We start from the raw sequence: 17,474 nt of genomic DNA on the forward strand, positions 1-17,474 counted from the left end.
GCCGCGCCCGATCTCAGCCTCTGGTGCGCGCCTACGATGCGGTATGACCGATCGGGCTACACCGAACCTGCCAGCGCGTGATTTCGTGAGTACGAGCGCGTTCTACGCGCGGCTGGGGTTCACCGAGGACTACCGCGACGACGGCTGGATGATCTTGCGACGCGGCGGGGTGCACCTGGAGTTCTTCCCCTTTCCCGACCTGGACCCATCCACGAGCTCGTTCAGCTGCTGCCTGAGGCTCGACGATGTCGACGACTTCTATGCGGTATGCCGCGCCGATGGATTGCCCGAGACCACACACGGATGGCCTCGGATCCATCCACCCCGCCGCGAGTCGTCCGGGCTGCGAATTGGTGCCCTGGTCAATCCGGACGGCAATCTGCTGCGACTCGTGCAGAACGGCTGAGCGACCTCGAGGATGCCTTGGAGTCGCGACGGGTTGGTAGGGGGAGTGCACTTCTGCACATTTCAGGAGGTGGCCGGCTCGCGGGCGGAAGGACGCATGTCGACCACCCGCGCGAATCGTGGCTGACCCGTCGATTACGCCCGAGGAGCGCCAAGGCGTGCCGTCCGCAACGGTCAGTCTGCCGAACGTGACTGACTCAGCCCAGGGATGCAGCGTTTCGCCACATCGTGAACACCTCGGGCCCGCCTACGGGCAGCTTGAACGAACCACGCACTTCGAACCCGTGCCGTTCGTACAGTGCGACGTTTGCGGGGTTGCTGGCCTCCAAGTACGCCGGCATCCCGGCGTCGTCGATCCGGCGCAGATTCTCCGCCAACAGGCCGAGTCCATACCCTCGCCCACGGTGCTCGACTCTCGTGCCCAGCAGACTCAGGTAGAAGTGCGGCACGTCTCGGGGGTGGGCGCGGTCAAACAGCTCGAAGGCGTGAACCACCGGGCCAGCATCTGCGCCTAGCATCTCGACGACGGCCGGCTCCAATGCTGCTTCCTGCTCTTCCGATAGCTCTGTTCCGTTCGGGGGGATCCACACGGACGTAGCGGTGTTACGCGAGGTCAGCCACACCCACGGATAGCGCATGGCCCCCTCGACGAAGAGCCCCCACAGCCGCCTGTGCTGTCCAGCCCTCCGGGACGGATCCGGGAACGCCCAGCTCCACGTCGGATCGTCGTGGAACGCGCTAACAAGGATCGCGACAACAACGTCCCGGTCCCGCGGGGACGCAACACGCGGGCTGAGGTCTTCTGCGGCCATGGATTCCACTCCAACAGTTGCGGGTCAGTCCAGCAGGGCCGACCGAGCCATGGCCGCCAGCGTAGAACGGCTCTTCACAATCGGGGGTGTAGTCGGGGGGACTGCTGACGGCCCGGCGTCGCACCGGAAGGTGGGGCTCGCCCGGCACCGGGCATACGCCCCCTAGCGACCAGCGCCGAGAGGCGGCGAAGTGACGCAGGTGTGGTGATCGCCGTGCGGCGGCGGCCTGGCGATGTGCGCTGCGAGGGTCCGCCGACCTGTCTGTCGTCATAGGCCCAGGTCCGGGTGTAGCGCAGCCTGCCCGACATGGCTTCTCCGCCAAACGTTCCGGCGATGGCCGCCCTGTGTCGACACCCTGAGAAACGCGGAGCCGGTGGTGCCGGAGACGAGTGCCTCGACGTCCTCTTCGGACAGCTCGGTGATGACGGAGAGGCCCGGGCGGTAGGCGGAAGTGTTCGCAGTTCACGGATTGTGATGAGGGTGGCCGGATCGTTGGGATGGGTCGATGCGCCCAGGCCCTTGGTTGCATATGCGCGCAGGGCTTCGGCGCCGGTGTTAGTGCGCCGAGCCTGTTCGAGCCAAGGTGGACGCGGCCGGGTCCGGACGGTCGACGCGGTGGGAGGCGGCGGTCGAGGTCACCCCACGGCGGCGGTGGCCAGGCAGGCTGTCGTTGGGGCCATCGGGTACTCGCCGGCGACTGCTACTCGACCGAGAACCTCCGCGATGTGGGACACGTAGTGGTCCAGCACGTCGGTCGCGACGGGGGTGTCGGGATGGCGGATGGCCAGGTGCAGTCCGTCGTCGAGCCGCGAGGCCCAGACGTGGCTGTCGTCTGCCACGGAGACTTGGCCGATGGTGCGGGGGGTGGACTCGGCGTAGCGGTCCGCGCCGGGCATCTTGCGGTAGTCCGTGTAGGAGACCATGGAGAACAGGTCTCGCCGGGTGACGCGGAAGTCGTCCCCGAGCAGCTGGATCATGCGCGCGGCGGGGTAGCGCGAGAGCCGGAGCGCGGCACGTACGCTTGCCTGGGCGCGCGGCAGGACGTCGGCGAAGCCTCGAGCATCCTCGATGGAGAAGTCGACGGGGGCGCAGGTGATGAACCAGCCCATCGCCGTTCGCCAGCTCTTCTGGTGACGGGTGTGGAGCGGGATGATGGTGCGGAACTGCTGCTGCCCGGTCATCTCCCCGACCGCGATCGCCATCGCGGACAGCAGTCCGGCGAAGATGCTTCCGCCCGCCTCCTGGCAGGCTGTCTCGACGGCCTCGACCGTTTCCTTGGTGAGCAGTCTGTGGGTGTGCATCCGTTGCGGCCACGTCTGGCCGACCTCGACTCCCAGTGGCAGGGGGAAGGCGGGGGTCGTCCCCCCGCAGGCGCGGACGAAGTCGCGCCACTGCGCAAGCGCCGGGTCATCAGGGCGGATGGCGTCGCCGAAGGCCCGTTCCTGGACGCAGGCGTCCGCGAAGCTGCCGGTCTCCGGCAGATCGAGCAGCCCACCGTCACGGACCGATTCGTAGGAGGCCTGCAGCTCCCAGACCGCAAGGGCAAGCGAGAAGCCATCACCGGCGACGTGGTCCATCCCGAGGAAGACAGTCGAACGATCCGGACGCACGATCACGCCCAGCACGAGCCCCGGCCACGCCAACGGGTTCACGCCGTGGACGAAGCGCTGGTCGAGGTGGGTGTGCAACGCCTGGGCATCGCCGAAGTCCTGCACGCCGCCCCGATCGAGGACGACGGCCTCCGCGGGCACGGTAAACCGCTCGATGAGCTCCCCGCGCTCACGGAACCCGCTCCGCAGGGCCTCGTGACGGCGCATCCATGATGTGAAGGCCGACCCCAGGGCGTCCAGGTCCGCGGCCCCCGCGATGTCGAACGTCGCCCCGATCCACGGGTTGCCCGGCAGGCCGGCGCGTGCGGCCGCTTGCGCGGACTTCAGGTGCAGCTCCTGGTTGTACGACAAGGGAAGCGGGTCGGCCGGCCCGGACCGGGCCGCAGCCACGGCGGCAGGGTCGACCGTCCACTCGGTCACCTCGCCTGGCTCGGGGCGGAAATCATGGAAAGAGATCGGTTGCATGGGGAAACCACCCTCGTTTGGAGAAGGCCACCGCGCCGGAGTAGCAGACAGTGACCGAAGACAAGCAAGACATAAGGGTCGAAAACGACAAGCCAGTTGATGGGGGCTGCACGTGATGTGAACGCATCGCACGCGCCCGCCACGAGAGGGTCACCGAGCTGCTGCTTGACTTCGGGCAGATCAGGCAGCGCCCGGCGCCCGCCGCCACGGGTCTGGACGTCGTCGCCAGCGCGAACGCGGGCCCGCCTCTGCCCGCGACACTTGATCTCACGGCATACCGGATCGTGCAGGAGTCGCTCACCAACGCGCTCAGATATGCGCACCCGCCTGCAGCCCGTGTCGAGATCAGCAGGCTCGACGGCTCGTTGCGGCTTCGGGGAGCAAGCCCATCGGGTCAGCCCAGCCCGCTCGGACCCGACGGAGCAGCCGGCGCCCGTGGGGGGGCAAGGGCTGGTCGGGCTCCGCGAGCGTTCGGGCTGTCCGGCGGCAGTTGCGAGGCAGGCAGCGCAGGGGACGGCTCATTCGTCGTGGAGGTATGCCTGCCCGTGCCCGAGCCTGAGGCGACCTCGTGATCACCGTGCTCCTGGCCGACGACCAAGCCCTCATCCGCAGCGGCTTGGCAGCGGTGCTAAGCCGCGAGCCGGACATCGAGGTCGTCGGGGAGGCAGCCACGGGAGGGAGGCCGTGACCGGCTCGACCCGACTTCGGCCGGACGTCGTGCTCATGGAGATCCGCATGCCAGATCTCGACGAGCTTGCCGCGACCCGCGAGCTGACGATGCTGCCCGCGGGTCCGCGGGTGCTCATCCTCACCACCTACGACCTGGACGAGTACGTTTAGGCCGGGTCAAGGCGGGCGCGAGCGGCTTCCTGCTCAAGGACGCCCAGCAGGAACGGATTGGCGAGGCCGTCCGCACCATGGCGGCCGGGGAGGCACTCCTTGCCCCGACCGTCACTCTGCGGCTCGTCGAGGCGTTCGTCACCTCGCCCAGCCCGGCGACCGAACTGGGCTTAACGCTGACCCGGCGGGAGGACGACGTGCTGCGGGAGGTGGCCAGAGGCCGGTCCAACGCGGAGGCGGCCAGCGCGCTCTTCCTCAGTGAGGCCACCGTGAAGACCCACGTCGCTGCGATCCTGGCCAGGACAGGCGCCCGGGACCGTCTCCAGACGGTCGTGCTGGCCTACGAGGCCGGGATAATCCAACCCGGCCGCTAACTGGAACCGGGGGGACTGTCAATGTGCAGGCATGGCGTGCATCGACCGTTCAGAGGACCGCGGCCGGACGTACCTGTCCCTCGACGCCTCCCATGCCTGCCAGATCTTCGGGATTTTGTGATACCTGCCGCCGGATCTGGACGGACATACGCTGAGCGGCATTATCTGCAAACGCGTGCGCCCGACAGGCGGCGGAAGGACGCACGGCCGGCCATCGCTTCGGCTCGTGGCGCCACACCAGGACGCGACGGCTATCGCAGTTCGAGCCATCAATCTATCGCGCCTAACAGGAGTTGAGGATCAACGGGCTGTTCATTGACCGCGCATTCCGCAAATCACGAGAGATGTCCTGCCGAAGGATCTGACGAAACCCTCGGGACTCGAAGGCGTTGCGAGCTCGAGTCGTTCGGGAGACGACGACGTAGTACTCCGCAAGATGGTCGGCGTCCGGGCCGGGACTGAAGAATAGCTGGTCGCACCAAGAGCGCTACTAGATCGTCACGGTTTCAACGATGACTCGGTCACCGTCTCGAGCCACCACGGCGTCTCGAGGAAACCGCGCTTGACCGTGAGCAGTTCGACGCTCGCGGTCCAGCCGCGGACCCCGTCGATGCGACCGAGGCCCTCGGTCATGAACTCGAAGACATCCTTGCTCGAGGGCATGATCAGCTCACACATGAGGGTTCCATTCAACGTGGCGGCGAGGTAGCGCACGCCCACGTAGGAGGACAGCTCGTGGGCGATGTCATCGATGCTGTTCGGCTGCACCGAGATGTTGAGAACGATCTCCGACTCGAAGCCGAGCACCGATGCCGCGACGAGGGTCAGGACCCAGGCGCAGCCGCGGTCGCGCATCGCCTCGAACCGGCGCCTCACGGTGCTCTCGTTGACCCCGATCGAGTCGGCGACCGACCGGAAGCTCGCCCGCCCGTCGGTCCGCAGCTCACGGAGGATGGACAGGTCCGTCTCGTCGAAGTGCGTTGGGTCGCAGATGTGCGGCGGCTTGATCTCGTCACCCGAGGACTCCCGGGAGGAGGTCGCACCCTCGGCCCAGTGCTGGGAGACCTTATAGGCGTGCAGCACCAAATCGCTCTCGCAGCCCTCGACCCCATCGATCGCGAGGATCTCGTTGATCTGGCGAACGTGCAGCGAGTCGGCCCGGCGACACACAAGCTCGGCGAGCAGGTCGCTGCCGCCCGTCACGAGGCAGAGGAAGCGCAGGTCCGTGCGGCGGGCCAGGGCCTTGGCCACCGTGACCTGTGAGCCCGCGCGGCAGGCGATCCGCAGCATGAAGAGGTCGGTCTCTCCCGGGGAGTTGATGTTGCTGCTGACACCGACCCGCAGCGCCCGCGACGCGAGCAGGCTCTGGCCCCGCCGCGTGACCGTGGGCAGCGGCGCGCCGCACTCCTCGGCGATCTCGGTCCAGCTGGCCCGACCGTCCTTCTGGAGCGCGGCGACGATCTGTCGGTCAAGGGCGTCGAGCGGGCGTGGGGGAGTCGACACCTAGAGCACCGTTCCTCGTGCCATGGAGCTCGCGAGGAAGTCGCGCACCACGGCCTGGAATAGCTCGGCCTCCTCGACCTGGGGCGAGTGGCCCGACTTCTCGAAGATCTCGAGCCGCGCGTTGGGGATCAGCGACGCGATCGTCTCGCTGCACGCGACCGGCGTGATCCAGTCGTCCCGCCCGACGACGACGAGGGTGGGGCAGGTGACGTTGGGCAGCTGGTCCTTGATGTCGTATGCGGGCATGTTCTCTGTGAAAGCCCAGTTGTGCGTCTCGTAGCGGTACGCCGTCGCCTCCACCTTGCGGGCGACGTTGGCCGGGTCGTAGACGTGGTCGTAGAGCGGCAGGATCTCGGCCCAGCAGTCGCGCAGATCGGCGTCGTCCCGCGTCGTGCCGTCCATGATCCGCTCGAACTTGCCGAGGTCGATCTCGACCCGGGCGCTGGCCAGGGCGTTGGCGCGGGCCAGCTCCTCGTTCGCGTGGTCGGGCGAGGTGTCGCGCAGCACCATTGCGACCAGGCGCTCGGGGTGCCGGATGGCGTACTCCATCGAGATGAACCCACCGTAGGAGCCGCCGGCGATGACGAACCGCTCGGCGCCTGCCCACTCGCGCAGCGCCTCGACGTCGGCCGCCCACTGCTCGTGCGTCAACGGCCCGCGCCCCTCGCTCTGCCCGGAGCCACGGGCGTCGAAGACGATGACCCGGAAGTCGTCGGCGAGCGGACCGAACGTGGCGCGCGGCTCCGTGAGCGAGCCGAGCCCTGGCGCGCCGTGGAGGGCGATGAGCAGTGGCGCGTCGTCGCGGCCCATCACCTCGACATTGAGCCGGTTGCCGTTGATGTCGAGAAACACATGACCTCCCTGGGTGGGTGACCGCCTCAGGCGGCCACGACGATGTCGTCGAGCGAACGGGGGAACGCCGTGAGCGGTTCGGCGCCCTCGGCGGTGATCTGCATGGAGTCGGAGATCCGGTATCCGGCGTGCCCAGGGATGTAGATGCCAGGCTCGTTGGACACGACGAAGCCCGCCTGCAGCACGGTGCGGTCCCCGTCCTCGAGCCATGGCGACTCGTGCATCCCGACCCCGATGCCGTGCCCCATCCGGTGCTGCAGGTGCTGGCTGAGACCGCTGTCGCGGATGACCTGGAGGCAGGCGTCGTTGGCCTCGGCGCACGTGCGTCCCGGTCGCAGGGCCGCCGCGCCCGCGGCCTGGGCGGCCCGGACGGCCTCGTAGTACCGCTGCTGGTCGGCCGACGGCTCGCCCAGGATGAAGGTGCGCTCGCCTTCGATGTAGCGGCCGCCGACCGCGCAGCCGAGCGACAGCATGAAGGTCTCTCCCGGTCGCAGCCGATGGGTTGAGGGCAGGCCGTGCGGCCGGGCGCTGTTGGGCCCGGAGTAGACGAGGCCACCGGCGCGGAAGCCGATGACGACCACGTCCTCGTGCTCGGCGTCCATGATGCCGGACCCTACCGACCCGACGAACGCCGCGAGCTCCGCCTCGGTGGGCAGCGAGCCCCCGCTGACCAGGGCCGTGGACACGAGCTCGACGCCACGGCGCAGCATGACGTCGGTGATCCGTCCGGCCTCTCGATGCAGGGCGAGCTCCTCGGGCTCCTTGACCCACCGCGCCCACGTGACGGCATACGACGGCGTGACTTGCGCAGCCGGGAAGCAGGACTCGATGAGCGCCAGCCGCTCAATCGAGGTGGAGGGCGTGATCCCGAGCCGGACAGGCGCCGCGGCGGTGCGGGCGAGGTGACTGATCGGCTCGACCGTGCCCGGGAACTCGGGATAGTCCACGACGGTCGCCTGGACCCGTTGCCACTCGGCGTGGTCGCGCTCGAGGCGGGGGACGAGCAGCAGCACGTCGCCGTCCAGGGGCAGGTAGGCGATGACGGGGCGCTCGCACGGGTGGTGGAAGAAGCCGGTGAGGTAGGCGACGTCCTCCGGGTCGTCGGTGAGCAGGGCGTCGAGCCCGTCGGCTGCGAGCGAACGGCGGACGCGCTCCTGGATGCGGACGAGGACGTCTGCGGGGAGGCGCTGGCGGAAGGTCATCTCAAGCCTCCCGGCCGCGCAGGTTGCGCGCGTCGTTGTAGGCGATGGCGATGAGCGTGGCCGCGACGACGAGCAGCAGGATGGCGACGGACGGGAAGAACGTCGTCCACCATGCCGAGGTCATCGACCCCGACTGCTGCGACTCGTAGAGGATGCGCCCCCACGACCAGCTGCTCGGGTCGCCGAGCCCGAGGAAGGACAGGCCGGCCTCGGACAGCACGGCCCGGGACGCGGTCAGCACGACCGTGACGGTGATGACCGGCGCGACGGCGGGCAGCAGGTGACGCCGCACGATCCAACCGTGCCGCCCGCCGAGGACGCGGGCGGCGTCCATGTAGGGGAGGTTGACGACGGAAAGGGCCTGGGAGCGAACCACCCGGGCCACCTCGGGCCAGGAGAAAAAGGAGATGATGAGGATGATCGTGCCGAGCGAGGGGCCGGCCAGCGCGGCGACGAGGATCATGAGCGGGAGTACCGGCAGCGACAGTGAGAGGTCGACGATCATGCGCAGCACGGTGTCCACCCGCGGCACGTAGGCCCCGATCAGGCCGACCGCGACCCCGATTGCGATGGCGAGGAATGACGCGCAGAACCCGACGGTGAGCGACACCCGCGTGCCCCACACCACTTCAGCGAAGAGGTCCCGTCCTAGGTTGTCCGTACCGAACCAGTGGTCGCCAGAGGGAGGTGCCAAGACGTCGCTGCTGAACCCGTCCGGGTACGACGCGATGAGCGGGGCACAGACCGCGACGAGCACCAGGAACGCCATAATGGCGGCGGCAGCCAGACCCATGGGGTTGTGGCGGAAGGCCCGCCATGTCGCCGCCGCAGCCCGCTCGTCCTCACCGACCGGCTCGTTGACGGTGTCCGAGTCTAGGCCCGGGATGATGACAGTGGTCATGAGGTACGCACCCGTGGGTCGAGGAGGCTGTAGGCCAGGTCGGTGAGGAGGTTGGCCAGGACCACCGTCGCAGCTAGGAGGACGAAGGCCCCCTGCAGGACAGGGAAGTCCAGCCGGATGACCGACTCGTAGATGGCCCGGCCAACGCCGGGATAGGCGAAGATCGTCTCGGTCAGGACCGCCCCGCCCACCATGAAGCCGAGCTGCAAACCGAGCAGCGTCGTAGTGGGCAGCAGGGCGTTCCGCAAACCGTGCTTCCAGACGACCTGCCGTTCTGGAGTGCCCTTGGCCCGGGCCAGCTCGCAGTAGTCTTCGCCCAGCGCGTCGATGAGGGTCGAGCGCAGGGTCAGGACGTAGGAGCCCAACGAGACCAGGACGAGACTCAGACACGGCAGCGCCAGGTGCTGCAGGACGCTGACGTACCAGGCGGCCCCGTATGCGTTCTCGTCGTAGGCGCCCCCGATGGGGAGCCACTCCAGCTTGAGACCGAAGACGAAGAGCAGGAAGATGCCGACGCTCGGGACGAAGAGCGACTGTCCCGTGACGCCGAGCACCTGCACTGCCCGGTCGGTGAATCGTCCCGCGTGGGTGGCGGCCAGGACGCCGAGGGGCACCCCGACCGCCACCGTGAGGACCAGGGCAGAACCGGTCAGCAGCAGCGTCCACGGCAGCCGGGCCATCAGGACGTCACCCACGGGCTCGGACTGGCTGAACGACGTGCCCAGGTTGCCGTGCAGCAGCTCTCCGAGGTACTTGAGGTACTGCAGCGGAAGTGGCTCGGTCAGCCCGTACTTCTCCAGCAGCTCCTGCCGCATCTGCGCGTCCATGTTCGTGCTGGCGATCGCCGAGGCAGGGTCGCCCGGCAGCAGACGCAACAGCAGGAACGTGATGGTGATGGCGAACAACACCGTGACGACGCCGTGGAAGATCCGGCGGGCCACGAACCAGGCCAGTGGTGGCATCCTGATCCTCTCCGATCTCGGGTTCGGTCCTACTTGCGCGTGACCTTCGCCAGTGACTGCGGGTCGATGATCGACAGCAGCTCGCTCGGCTTGGTCTCGAACCCGGTCCACTGGGCGCTGTGCGCGACCTTGAGGTTCTGCACGTACATGATGTTGTCGATCATGTTGTCGTGGACGTAGCGGGCTGCCTGCTGCACGAGGGTCTTCTGCTGCGCGACGTCAACGGTGCCCTGGGCCTGCTCGATGATCGAGGTGAGCTTCGGGTCGTTGACCTGCGAGTAGTTGATCGCGCCCTCGGGCAGGTACTGGAGGGCCATGTTGGAGATGGGCTCGTCCATGATGGCGAAGGATCCGGCGTAGATGTCGTAGTCACCCTCGACGGTCTTGGCGAGATACGTGTTGCGGTCCAGGCCGCGGAGGTCGATCGTGATGCCGGCCTTGGCTGCGCTCTCCTTGACCATGGTCGCCCAGGCTGAGACGACGGGGTCCTGGAGGGAATAGATCATCGACAGCTTGAGGTTGGTGACCCCGGCCTCGGCGAGCAGCGACTTCGACTTCTCGGGGTCGAACGCATACTCCTTGAGTGCAGGGTCGGCCCACTCCTTGAGTGAGTCGGTGATCGGGCTGCTGTTGGCGGTGACCGCCTGCCCCTGGACCGCGACCTGACGGATCGCCTCGTAGTCCACGGCGTGGGCCAGGGCCTGTCGGACGCGGACGTCGTTCATGGGCGTCCGCTTCATGTTGTAGGTCATGTGCGTAAACCCGAGGCCGGGGACGGCGGCGACGTCGAGGCCCTCGGTGTTCGACATTCCTTTGACCTGCGCCGGCGGGAGCGCGTTGGCGATGACGTCGACGTCTCCCTTCTGCAGGGCGAGGATCTCGGTGTTGACGTCGGGGTAGACCTTGAACACCACCTTCGAGAGGGTGGGCTTGCCGCCAGGCGCCATCGGGTAGGAGGCCACCCGCTCGAGCGTGTAGCTCTGGCCCTTGGCCACGCTCGAGAGACGGTACGGCCCGGCGCTGACCCAGTCGGAGTTGTTGGCAAAGTCGTCGACCTTGGCCCGCTTGCTAAAGACGTGCTCCGGCACGACTGTCATCCAGAAGCCGATCTCGGGTATCACGACACTGTCGGGCTGGGACATCTGGATTTCGACCCGGGTGTCGGACACCGCGGTGGCCTTCACGAGGTTGGTCATGAAGCCGGAGACGACGTTGCCCTTGGGCTTCTGGGTCTTGATCGTGTTGATCGAGTAGGCGACGTCAGCGGCGGTGAGTTTCTTACCGTCGCTCCAGGTGAAGTCGTCGCGCAGCTCGTAGAAGCCGGTCTTGCCGTCGGCGCTGTACCCCCACTTCGTCGCGAGGTAGGGCTGCTTGGAGCCGTCCGCGTTGATGGTGAGCAGTCGTGGATACATCAGGTCGGTGACCCAGCTGTCCGTGCGCGAGTTGCCGAGCATCGGGTTGAGGTTCACCACGTCGGTGGTTGTGGCGATGTTTAGGACGTCCGCCCCGGAGCCACCATCCGAGCCGCCCGAGGCGCTGCTCCCGGTGGGTGCGCTGGGGGCGCAGGCGGCTAGTGCCACGGTCGTGGCGCCGACGGCCAGCGCGACCATTCCACGCTTCACAAGGTGTGCACGACGCATCAGAACCAGACCTCCTCGAGGACGCGGATGATGTTGCCGCTGATGACCGCGGCGATCTCGTCATCGGAGTATCCGTGGGACACAAGCCATCCGATGATGTTGTAGAAGCATTCGGCCGGGTTCTCCAGGCCGTCGACGTAGGGCTGCTTCTCGTACTCGACGTGGCCGTGCGCCTGGCCGATGGACAGATTCTTGCTGAACGTGTCGTGCAGGCCGACGTGGTCGCCGAAGAGCGTGTCCGGGCCGAAGGCCACGTGCTCGATGCCGACGACGTCCACGAGGTGGGTGAAGTGGTCCATCACCGACTCGAGCGAGTGCTTGGGATGCTCTGGCGACAGCGTCGTGTGCGGCGCGGCCTCGAGGCCGATCACGCCGCCCCGCTCTGCCATCGCCTTGATGACGGCGTCCGGCTTCATCCGGTTGGTGGGCCAGACCTCGCGCGAGCCGCAGTGGGTCATGAAGACGGGTTTCTTCGAGTGCTTGATGACGTCGAGGGAGGTCTGGTCGCCGGAGTGCGAGAGGTCGATCGCGAAGCCCAGCTTGTTCATCCGAGTCACAGCGCGCTCGCCGAAGTAAGTCAGGCCGCCGTCGCCACGCTCCTTGAGGCCGCTGCCGAGGTAGTTGGCCTCGGAGTAGGCGATGCCGATCTGGCGGACGCCGAATCCATAGAGAATGTCGAGCCGGTCCACCTCGTTCTCGATCATGGTGGCGGCCTCGAGGGCGAAGACCAGCGCCATGGTGCCGTCCGCGTGGGCGTTGCGGATGTCGTCGAGCGACTCGCCCTTGACGAGGTAGTCCTGGTGGGCCAGGTCCGACATGCGCATTCCGAGGTCGTGCAGAACGTCGTTCCACTTCCAGCCGCCGTCGCTGCTGATGCAGCACGTGCCGTCCATGACGTTGTCGAAGACCGCGGTCATGCCGGAGCGGGCGAGGCCCTCGTAGCCGGTCAGCTCGCGGCCGCTGCGGATGTACTCGCGGAGGTCGCCCTCAAGGTTCTCGGGGAACACCGACGGGTGGTCGTGCAGGGAGATGACGACGTTGTCGGTGAGCAGGCGCTCGGTGCGGGCGCGCTGCTCGTCGCTGAGGTCGAGTCCGGCATACGCGGGGACGCGGCCGATCTCCTTGGCCATGGGGATGTCGGGGTAGTCAACACCCGCTTCGAGATAGCTGTAGGAGCGGTACTGCTTGTACTGCTCGGACGGTTCGAGCACGGTGGGCCTCCTGGGCGCTTTGTCGGTGGGGCGTCCCTGCGTTGCTGCTCCGGACCCTCGGAAGTGTCACTACTTTGCGGCACCAAAGTCAATGCTTTCGACGAAATTCGGCAGCCTCTAGCCACCGGTGAAATTTTCCGGCACACTCGACGCATCCCGTCTGGAGGTCCCATGTCTGTCGCACCCGCTGTCTCGGCCCGCGCCCGGGACGCCTCGTCCACGGCCGCCCTGCGCCTTCGTGGGCTCGATGTCAACTTCCGCACCCGCCAGGGACTGGTCCCTGCGGTGCGTGACGTCAGCCTCGACGTGCGACGCGGCGAGTTTCTCGCCCTGCTCGGGGAGTCGGGCTCAGGCAAGTCGGTGACGGCCCGCGCCATCATGGGCCTGACCTCCGGCGGCGGGGCGGACGTCACGGCCGACGAGCTCGTGGTCGCGGGCACCGACGTGCTCCGCTGCTCGCCGGAGGAGCTGCGCCGCCTGCGCGGTAGCACGGTCAGCCTCGTGTTCCAGGACGCCCTCTCCGCGCTAAACCCCGTCCTGACGATCGGTGAGCAGATCGGCGACATGTACCGCCAGCACCGCGGCGCCTCGCGCAAGGAGGCCCGCAAGCAGGCCGGCGAAATGCTGTCGCTCGTCGGCATCCCAGGCGCCAGCTCTCGGATCGACGACTACCCCCACCAGTTCTCCGGCGGGATGCGCCAGCGCCTGCTCATCGCGATGGCCATCGCCCTCCAACCGGAGCTGCTCATCGCCGACGAGCCCACGACCGCCCTCGACGTCACGGTCCAGGCGCAGATCCTCGAGCTGCTCGACCGACTCCGCACCGAACTCGACATGGGCGTCCTGCTCATCACGCACGACCTCGGGGTCGTCTGCCAAGTGGCCGACAGCGTCGCGGTCATGTATGCCGGCCGCATCGTCGAGCATGCCAGCGCGGACGCGCTCTTCGACCGCCCGGCACATCCCTACACCGAGGCCCTGCTCAACTCGGTGCCCCAGGCCAGACGAATCGGCAGCAGCCTGCCGGTCATCCCAGGCAGTCCGCCCCGGCCGGCGGCTAAGCCGTCCGGCTGTCCGTTCCACCCGCGGTGCACCTGGGCGGTCGACACCTGCCGCTCCATACGACCACCGCTCGAGGCCATCGCCCCGGCGCGAGAGTCGGCCTGCTTCCGATCCCTGGAGGTGCTCGATGCCAACGCCTGAGCCGGTCCTGCGCGCGACGGGGGTCAGCAAGACGTTCACGACAGGGTCCGCCGGGCGCGGCCGCCACCAGGTCAAGGCCGTCCGGGACATCAGCCTCGTCGTCCACCGCGGCGAGTCGCTCGGCATCGTCGGTGAGTCCGGGTGCGGCAAGACCACCTTGGCGCGGATGCTCGTCGGGCTGGAGCAGCCGGACAGCGGGACCATCGAGATCGCCGGGCAGGACGTCACCCACGCAACCGGCAGCCGGCGCCGCGCCCTCACACGTGACATCCAGATGGTCTTCCAAGACCCTTACACCTCCCTAAACCCACGGATGAGCGTCCTCGACCTCGTTGCCGAGCCGCTTCGCGTGCACCGCACCCATCCGAGCGGTGATGAGAGACGCGAGCGGGTCGCGGAGCTGCTGCAGATGGTCAACCTGTCGCCCGACATGATGAGCCGCTACCCCCACCAGTTCTCCGGCGGGCAGCGCCAGCGCATCGGCATCGCCCGAGCCATCGCGCTCGAGCCGAAGGTGCTGGTCTGCGACGAACCCGTCTCCGCGCTGGACGTCTCGGTGCAGGCCCAGGTGGTGAACCTCCTGCGGGATCTGCAAGGCAGACTCGGCATCGCGGTGGTCTTCATCGCGCACGACCTCGGCGTCGTCCGACACATCAGCGACCGCACAGCCGTCATGTATCTCGGCAGCAACGTCGAGACCGCCAGCACCGCGGACCTCTTCGCCACCCCTGCGCACCCGTACAGCCAGGCTCTGCTCTCGGCCTCGCCCACGATCGACCGCGAGCGGTCGGCCCGTCGGGCGAAACGAATCGTCCTGCAAGGCGATCCGCCGTCGCCTATCGACCCTCCATCCGGATGCAGCTTCCACACTCGCTGCAGGTTCGCCACGTCGGTCTGCAAGGTCGATGCGCCGCCCAGCGTCACCGTCTCGCCGGCTCACGAGGCGGTGTGCCACCACACGAGCGAGACGTTGGCGCTCAGCGCTTCGGTGACGGGCGGCTGAGCCGACTGTCGCGTGACGACTAAATGGACGACGCCTGCGGCGCGATGAACCGGACCACCCGTCGGAGTATGCCGGGATTGCCTGAGACGTCGATGCCCGCGCGTTGAGTCAGGTCGGGGCAGGAGACCACGCTGGAGTGGCCTGGCAGGCAGCAGAGAAAGCAGTCTCGGGCGAGTAGTGCGAACGCGGCGCATAGACGCGCCTTCAGCAACACCCGCATGCCACCAGTTCCAGGCATTGCAGTGGGCAGTCGGGCAGGATCGCGCGCCGACGAATTCCTCAGTCCACCGGTCCTCGCCCGCGTGCAGCCGTCGATCGTGAAGCACTCTGGTTCGTCTCTGAATCCGAGCCGGAGCCGGGCCCGAGCGACGGAACGGCCTGGGCGGCCGGGTTCATCGGGGTGGGCACCAATGATCTTCAGACGATCAAAGTCCTCATCGAAGCCAGTGTCCCATCGGGGTCGCCGTTGTCCGTTGGCGAGCCATCCGCGTGGCGAGCATGTCGCAAATGCCACATGAGGAACACGTCCGTGAGCGGACTGTAGCGTCGCCTGCTGTTGCTGTCCGAGGCTATGGCTTCGCCACGACCGGGGGCTCTTCCCACCATACGTTGAGCCAGCCATAGATCGGGAATGGTTGGGTGTCGTCCTCGGACAAGCCTGCGCCCGCGGGTAGCTCGTCGATCTGGACGGGCTGGGCGATGTTCTCGTTGTCGAGGGGGCTGGTGGCGCTGGGCGCGTCATAGATGTCGGTGAGGATGCCTCGGTTTAGGACGACGGCCGAGGCGATGTCTAAGGTGAGGATATCCGCTATCTGCAAGGCGTCGATCACGTAGGAATACGTGTCTCCGAGTTCACTCCACTGAATCGTGCGGTCGTGCTTCGGTGGGAGCGTCGCGGGATTCAGGTCCCCAAGCACGATAGCTATTCCTACGGTGTCGTTTCCGGCATTGAAGACCTGGACTGCGACTCGAGCTCGGTGCGTGAAGTGGAAGTTCACCTTTAGTAGCGCCGGTTGGGCGAGGGGTCCGGGGTGGTGCGTCCGGGGTGGGGTTTGGACGAGTAGTTTGATGAAGGGGCGACCGTCATAGGGGGTGGTGAAGATGGTCGGGTGCGCCTCAACACGCCAGGAGAAGGGGACGCCGAAGAATGTGGTCTCGACCTTCGCTACCTCGGCTAGCAGGTGGTCGATGAAGTTGCCCTCTGGCCATTTCTGGCTCACGGTGTAGGGCCGCGAGATGATCTGAACCGAGGTCATCTGGGAGACGGCTTTGACTCCGGCCGGGGCGGGCCCCGGTGTCGCGACCGCCATGAGCAGTGGCGCGTGTATCTCGGTATGGAAGTCGTCGTGACCGCAATCAACGATCCATCTCCCAAACGCCGCAATTCGGGAACCCGTCTTCACGATGTTCCGGAAGGACTCCGGCAAGAGGCGCTGGTCGGTCTCGACTCCCAGGACGCCGGTGGGCACCTCGAGACCGATGGCGTGTGCTTGGCTATTGGCGTTGTGAAAGTCGGCGTCGATATTGCCGGTGCTAGGGTTGACGCCAGTGTTTGATGCTGAAAGCAGGCTTTGGAATTGAGGGTCGGGCGCGATGTAGAACTCGAAGTCGTTGTCGAAGGGGTGCACGAACCAGACGTCCGCGCCGGAGATCTGGGGGTTGACAACCCAGCCTGTTAGGCCAACGACGGGGTTGTTCAGCGAACCCTCCTTCTCGAAAGTTTGGTCATATACCGACACCCATTCCCAAGGAGGTGGCGACGTGATGCCTATGGTCGATCCTCCGCTGATCTTTTGGGCCCAGTCGGGATCGTTCTCCGCGGGAGGGTACTGAACATTCTCGAACGTGGTCTCCATGATCGAAGCCGGTGGGCCGCCCGTCGGGGCGGGCGCTGGAGGTGGCGGTGTCGCGGGAGCAAGCACGCGACTTGGTGTCGTCGCCAAAACTGAGGCGATCTGGTCAGCCGGGACGCCAGAGAAGAGCAGATGCTTCTGTGCGGGCGATGCTTGCGTCAGGGCCGCCTTCAGCTCGTCTGGTGACGCTTCGTTCAGATACTGCAGCACGATCTCGTGATCGGACGTCGAATCCGCCTTGGCTCTCAACGCCTCCAAGAACGCGGTGTCGTTGGCGTCAATCGCCCGATTCTTCCCTGGTATCTGAGGGTCGGGAACGCCCTTCATTAAAGTCAATGTCCTTCTCCTTGCGCTTGCAGGCGTCGTGAGGAGCGGTCCCGTGCGTTCAGGCCGCGGACCTCGCGAGCCTGCTTGGGCGGTGCCATTCCACCCGTGCCACGGCCGACACTGCGAGGCACAGGATCAGAAGCCCTGCCACGATCATCCACTCGACCGAGCCGCCGTGCTGGTCGGGATCGAAACCGGTGGTTGCCTCGATCCAATCTCGCCAGAAGACTGTGAGAAGACTTAGGAAGCCGAACAGGCCAGCGAGGCAAGCCTCAAGCCAAAAGCGTGTCCGAATCGTCTGAGACTTCATG

General features: G+C 67.0%; 16 protein-coding genes. 5 read left to right on the plus strand and 11 right to left on the minus strand.

The genetic code is table 11. The features are described 5' to 3' along the window. The first annotated feature begins 43 nt into the window (after nt 1–43). On the plus strand, nt 44–406 hold the full coding sequence (locus AB4030_RS08445) for a bleomycin resistance protein (protein ID WP_442278766.1): 363 nt from the start codon (nt 44–46) through the stop codon (nt 404–406). Nucleotides 407–602: 196 nt separating this feature from the next. On the opposite strand, the gene AB4030_RS08450 is transcribed toward AB4030_RS08445, so the two are convergent. Both AB4030_RS08450 and AB4030_RS08455 read right to left on the minus strand, forming a co-directional pair. After that, nucleotides 603–1,217 (minus strand): GNAT family N-acetyltransferase, encoded by a 615-nt coding sequence (locus AB4030_RS08450; RefSeq protein ID WP_442278767.1) that lies wholly within the window; start codon nt 1,215–1,217, stop codon nt 603–605. Between the two features lie 635 nt (nt 1,218–1,852). Continuing rightward, complete coding sequence (locus AB4030_RS08455; protein WP_442278768.1) at nt 1,853–3,247, minus strand: condensation domain-containing protein; 1,395 nt, start codon at nt 3,245–3,247, stop codon at nt 1,853–1,855. A gap of 729 nt (nt 3,248–3,976) precedes the next feature. Between AB4030_RS08455 and AB4030_RS08460 the strand changes: the two genes are divergently transcribed. Together AB4030_RS08460 and AB4030_RS08465 are read left to right on the plus strand one after the other, a co-directional pair. Then, nucleotides 3,977–4,132: a hypothetical protein gene (locus AB4030_RS08460; RefSeq protein WP_442278769.1), complete on the plus strand. Its 156-nt coding sequence runs from the start codon at nt 3,977–3,979 to the stop codon at nt 4,130–4,132. 77 nt (nt 4,133–4,209) lie between these two features. Next, nucleotides 4,210–4,506: a response regulator transcription factor gene (locus AB4030_RS08465; RefSeq protein ID WP_442278770.1), complete on the plus strand. Its 297-nt coding sequence runs from the start codon at nt 4,210–4,212 to the stop codon at nt 4,504–4,506. Between the two features lie 498 nt (nt 4,507–5,004). Here the strand turns inward: AB4030_RS08465 and AB4030_RS08470 are convergent, their stop codons facing one another. Genes AB4030_RS08470 through AB4030_RS08500 form a run of 7 tightly spaced genes read right to left on the minus strand, consistent with a single transcriptional unit; the run spans nt 5,005 to nt 12,777 of the window. Continuing rightward, nucleotides 5,005–6,009, minus strand: coding sequence for an Lrp/AsnC family transcriptional regulator (locus AB4030_RS08470; protein WP_442278771.1), 1,005 nt, complete (start codon nt 6,007–6,009; stop codon nt 5,005–5,007). Next, entirely contained in the window at nt 6,010–6,861 is an 852-nt protein-coding gene (locus AB4030_RS08475; protein ID WP_442278772.1) for an alpha/beta fold hydrolase, read from the minus strand. 26 nt (nt 6,862–6,887) lie between these two features. Continuing rightward, nucleotides 6,888–8,063 carry a M24 family metallopeptidase gene (locus AB4030_RS08480; protein ID WP_442278773.1) on the minus strand — a complete coding sequence of 392 codons (1,176 nt, stop codon included), beginning with the start codon at nt 8,061–8,063 and terminating at the stop codon, nt 6,888–6,890. A 1-nt stretch (nt 8,064) separates the two neighbouring features. After that, complete coding sequence (locus AB4030_RS08485) at nt 8,065–8,964, minus strand: ABC transporter permease (protein WP_442278774.1); 900 nt, start codon at nt 8,962–8,964, stop codon at nt 8,065–8,067. Beyond that, the gene (locus tag AB4030_RS08490; RefSeq protein WP_442278775.1) at nt 8,961–9,926 is read right to left on the minus strand and encodes an ABC transporter permease; all 966 of its coding nucleotides are present in this window, start codon (nt 9,924–9,926) and stop codon (nt 8,961–8,963) included. The genes AB4030_RS08485 and AB4030_RS08490 overlap by 4 nt, the downstream gene beginning before the upstream one ends. 29 nt (nt 9,927–9,955) lie before the next feature. Continuing rightward, nucleotides 9,956–11,548 (minus strand): ABC transporter substrate-binding protein, encoded by a 1,593-nt coding sequence (locus AB4030_RS08495; protein ID WP_442278776.1) that lies wholly within the window; start codon nt 11,546–11,548, stop codon nt 9,956–9,958. Nucleotides 11,549–11,565: 17 nt separating this feature from the next. Beyond that, nucleotides 11,566–12,777, minus strand: a complete 1,212-nt coding sequence (locus AB4030_RS08500) for a dipeptidase (protein ID WP_442278777.1) — start codon at nt 12,775–12,777, stop codon at nt 11,566–11,568. Between the two features lie 171 nt (nt 12,778–12,948). Between AB4030_RS08500 and AB4030_RS08505 the strand changes: the two genes are divergently transcribed. Next, nucleotides 12,949–13,980, plus strand: a complete 1,032-nt coding sequence (locus tag AB4030_RS08505) for an ABC transporter ATP-binding protein (protein WP_442278778.1) — start codon at nt 12,949–12,951, stop codon at nt 13,978–13,980. Further along, nucleotides 13,967–14,983: an ABC transporter ATP-binding protein gene (locus tag AB4030_RS08510; protein WP_442278779.1), complete on the plus strand. Its 1,017-nt coding sequence runs from the start codon at nt 13,967–13,969 to the stop codon at nt 14,981–14,983. Before AB4030_RS08505 ends, AB4030_RS08510 begins: the two co-directional genes overlap by 14 nt. 569 nt (nt 14,984–15,552) lie before the next feature. Here AB4030_RS08510 and AB4030_RS08515 read toward each other — a convergent pair. Then, nucleotides 15,553–17,163, minus strand: coding sequence for a hypothetical protein (locus AB4030_RS08515; RefSeq protein ID WP_442278780.1), 1,611 nt, complete (start codon nt 17,161–17,163; stop codon nt 15,553–15,555). A 58-nt stretch (nt 17,164–17,221) separates the two neighbouring features. Then, nucleotides 17,222–17,473 carry a hypothetical protein gene (locus tag AB4030_RS08520; RefSeq protein WP_442278781.1) on the minus strand — a complete coding sequence of 84 codons (252 nt, stop codon included), beginning with the start codon at nt 17,471–17,473 and terminating at the stop codon, nt 17,222–17,224. Between the last annotated feature and the right edge of the window lies 1 nt (nt 17,474).

It is taken from the genome of Terrabacter sp. 2YAF2 (assembly GCF_052114705.1).
In the GTDB taxonomy this organism is placed as follows: domain Bacteria; phylum Actinomycetota; class Actinomycetes; order Actinomycetales; family Dermatophilaceae; genus Terrabacter.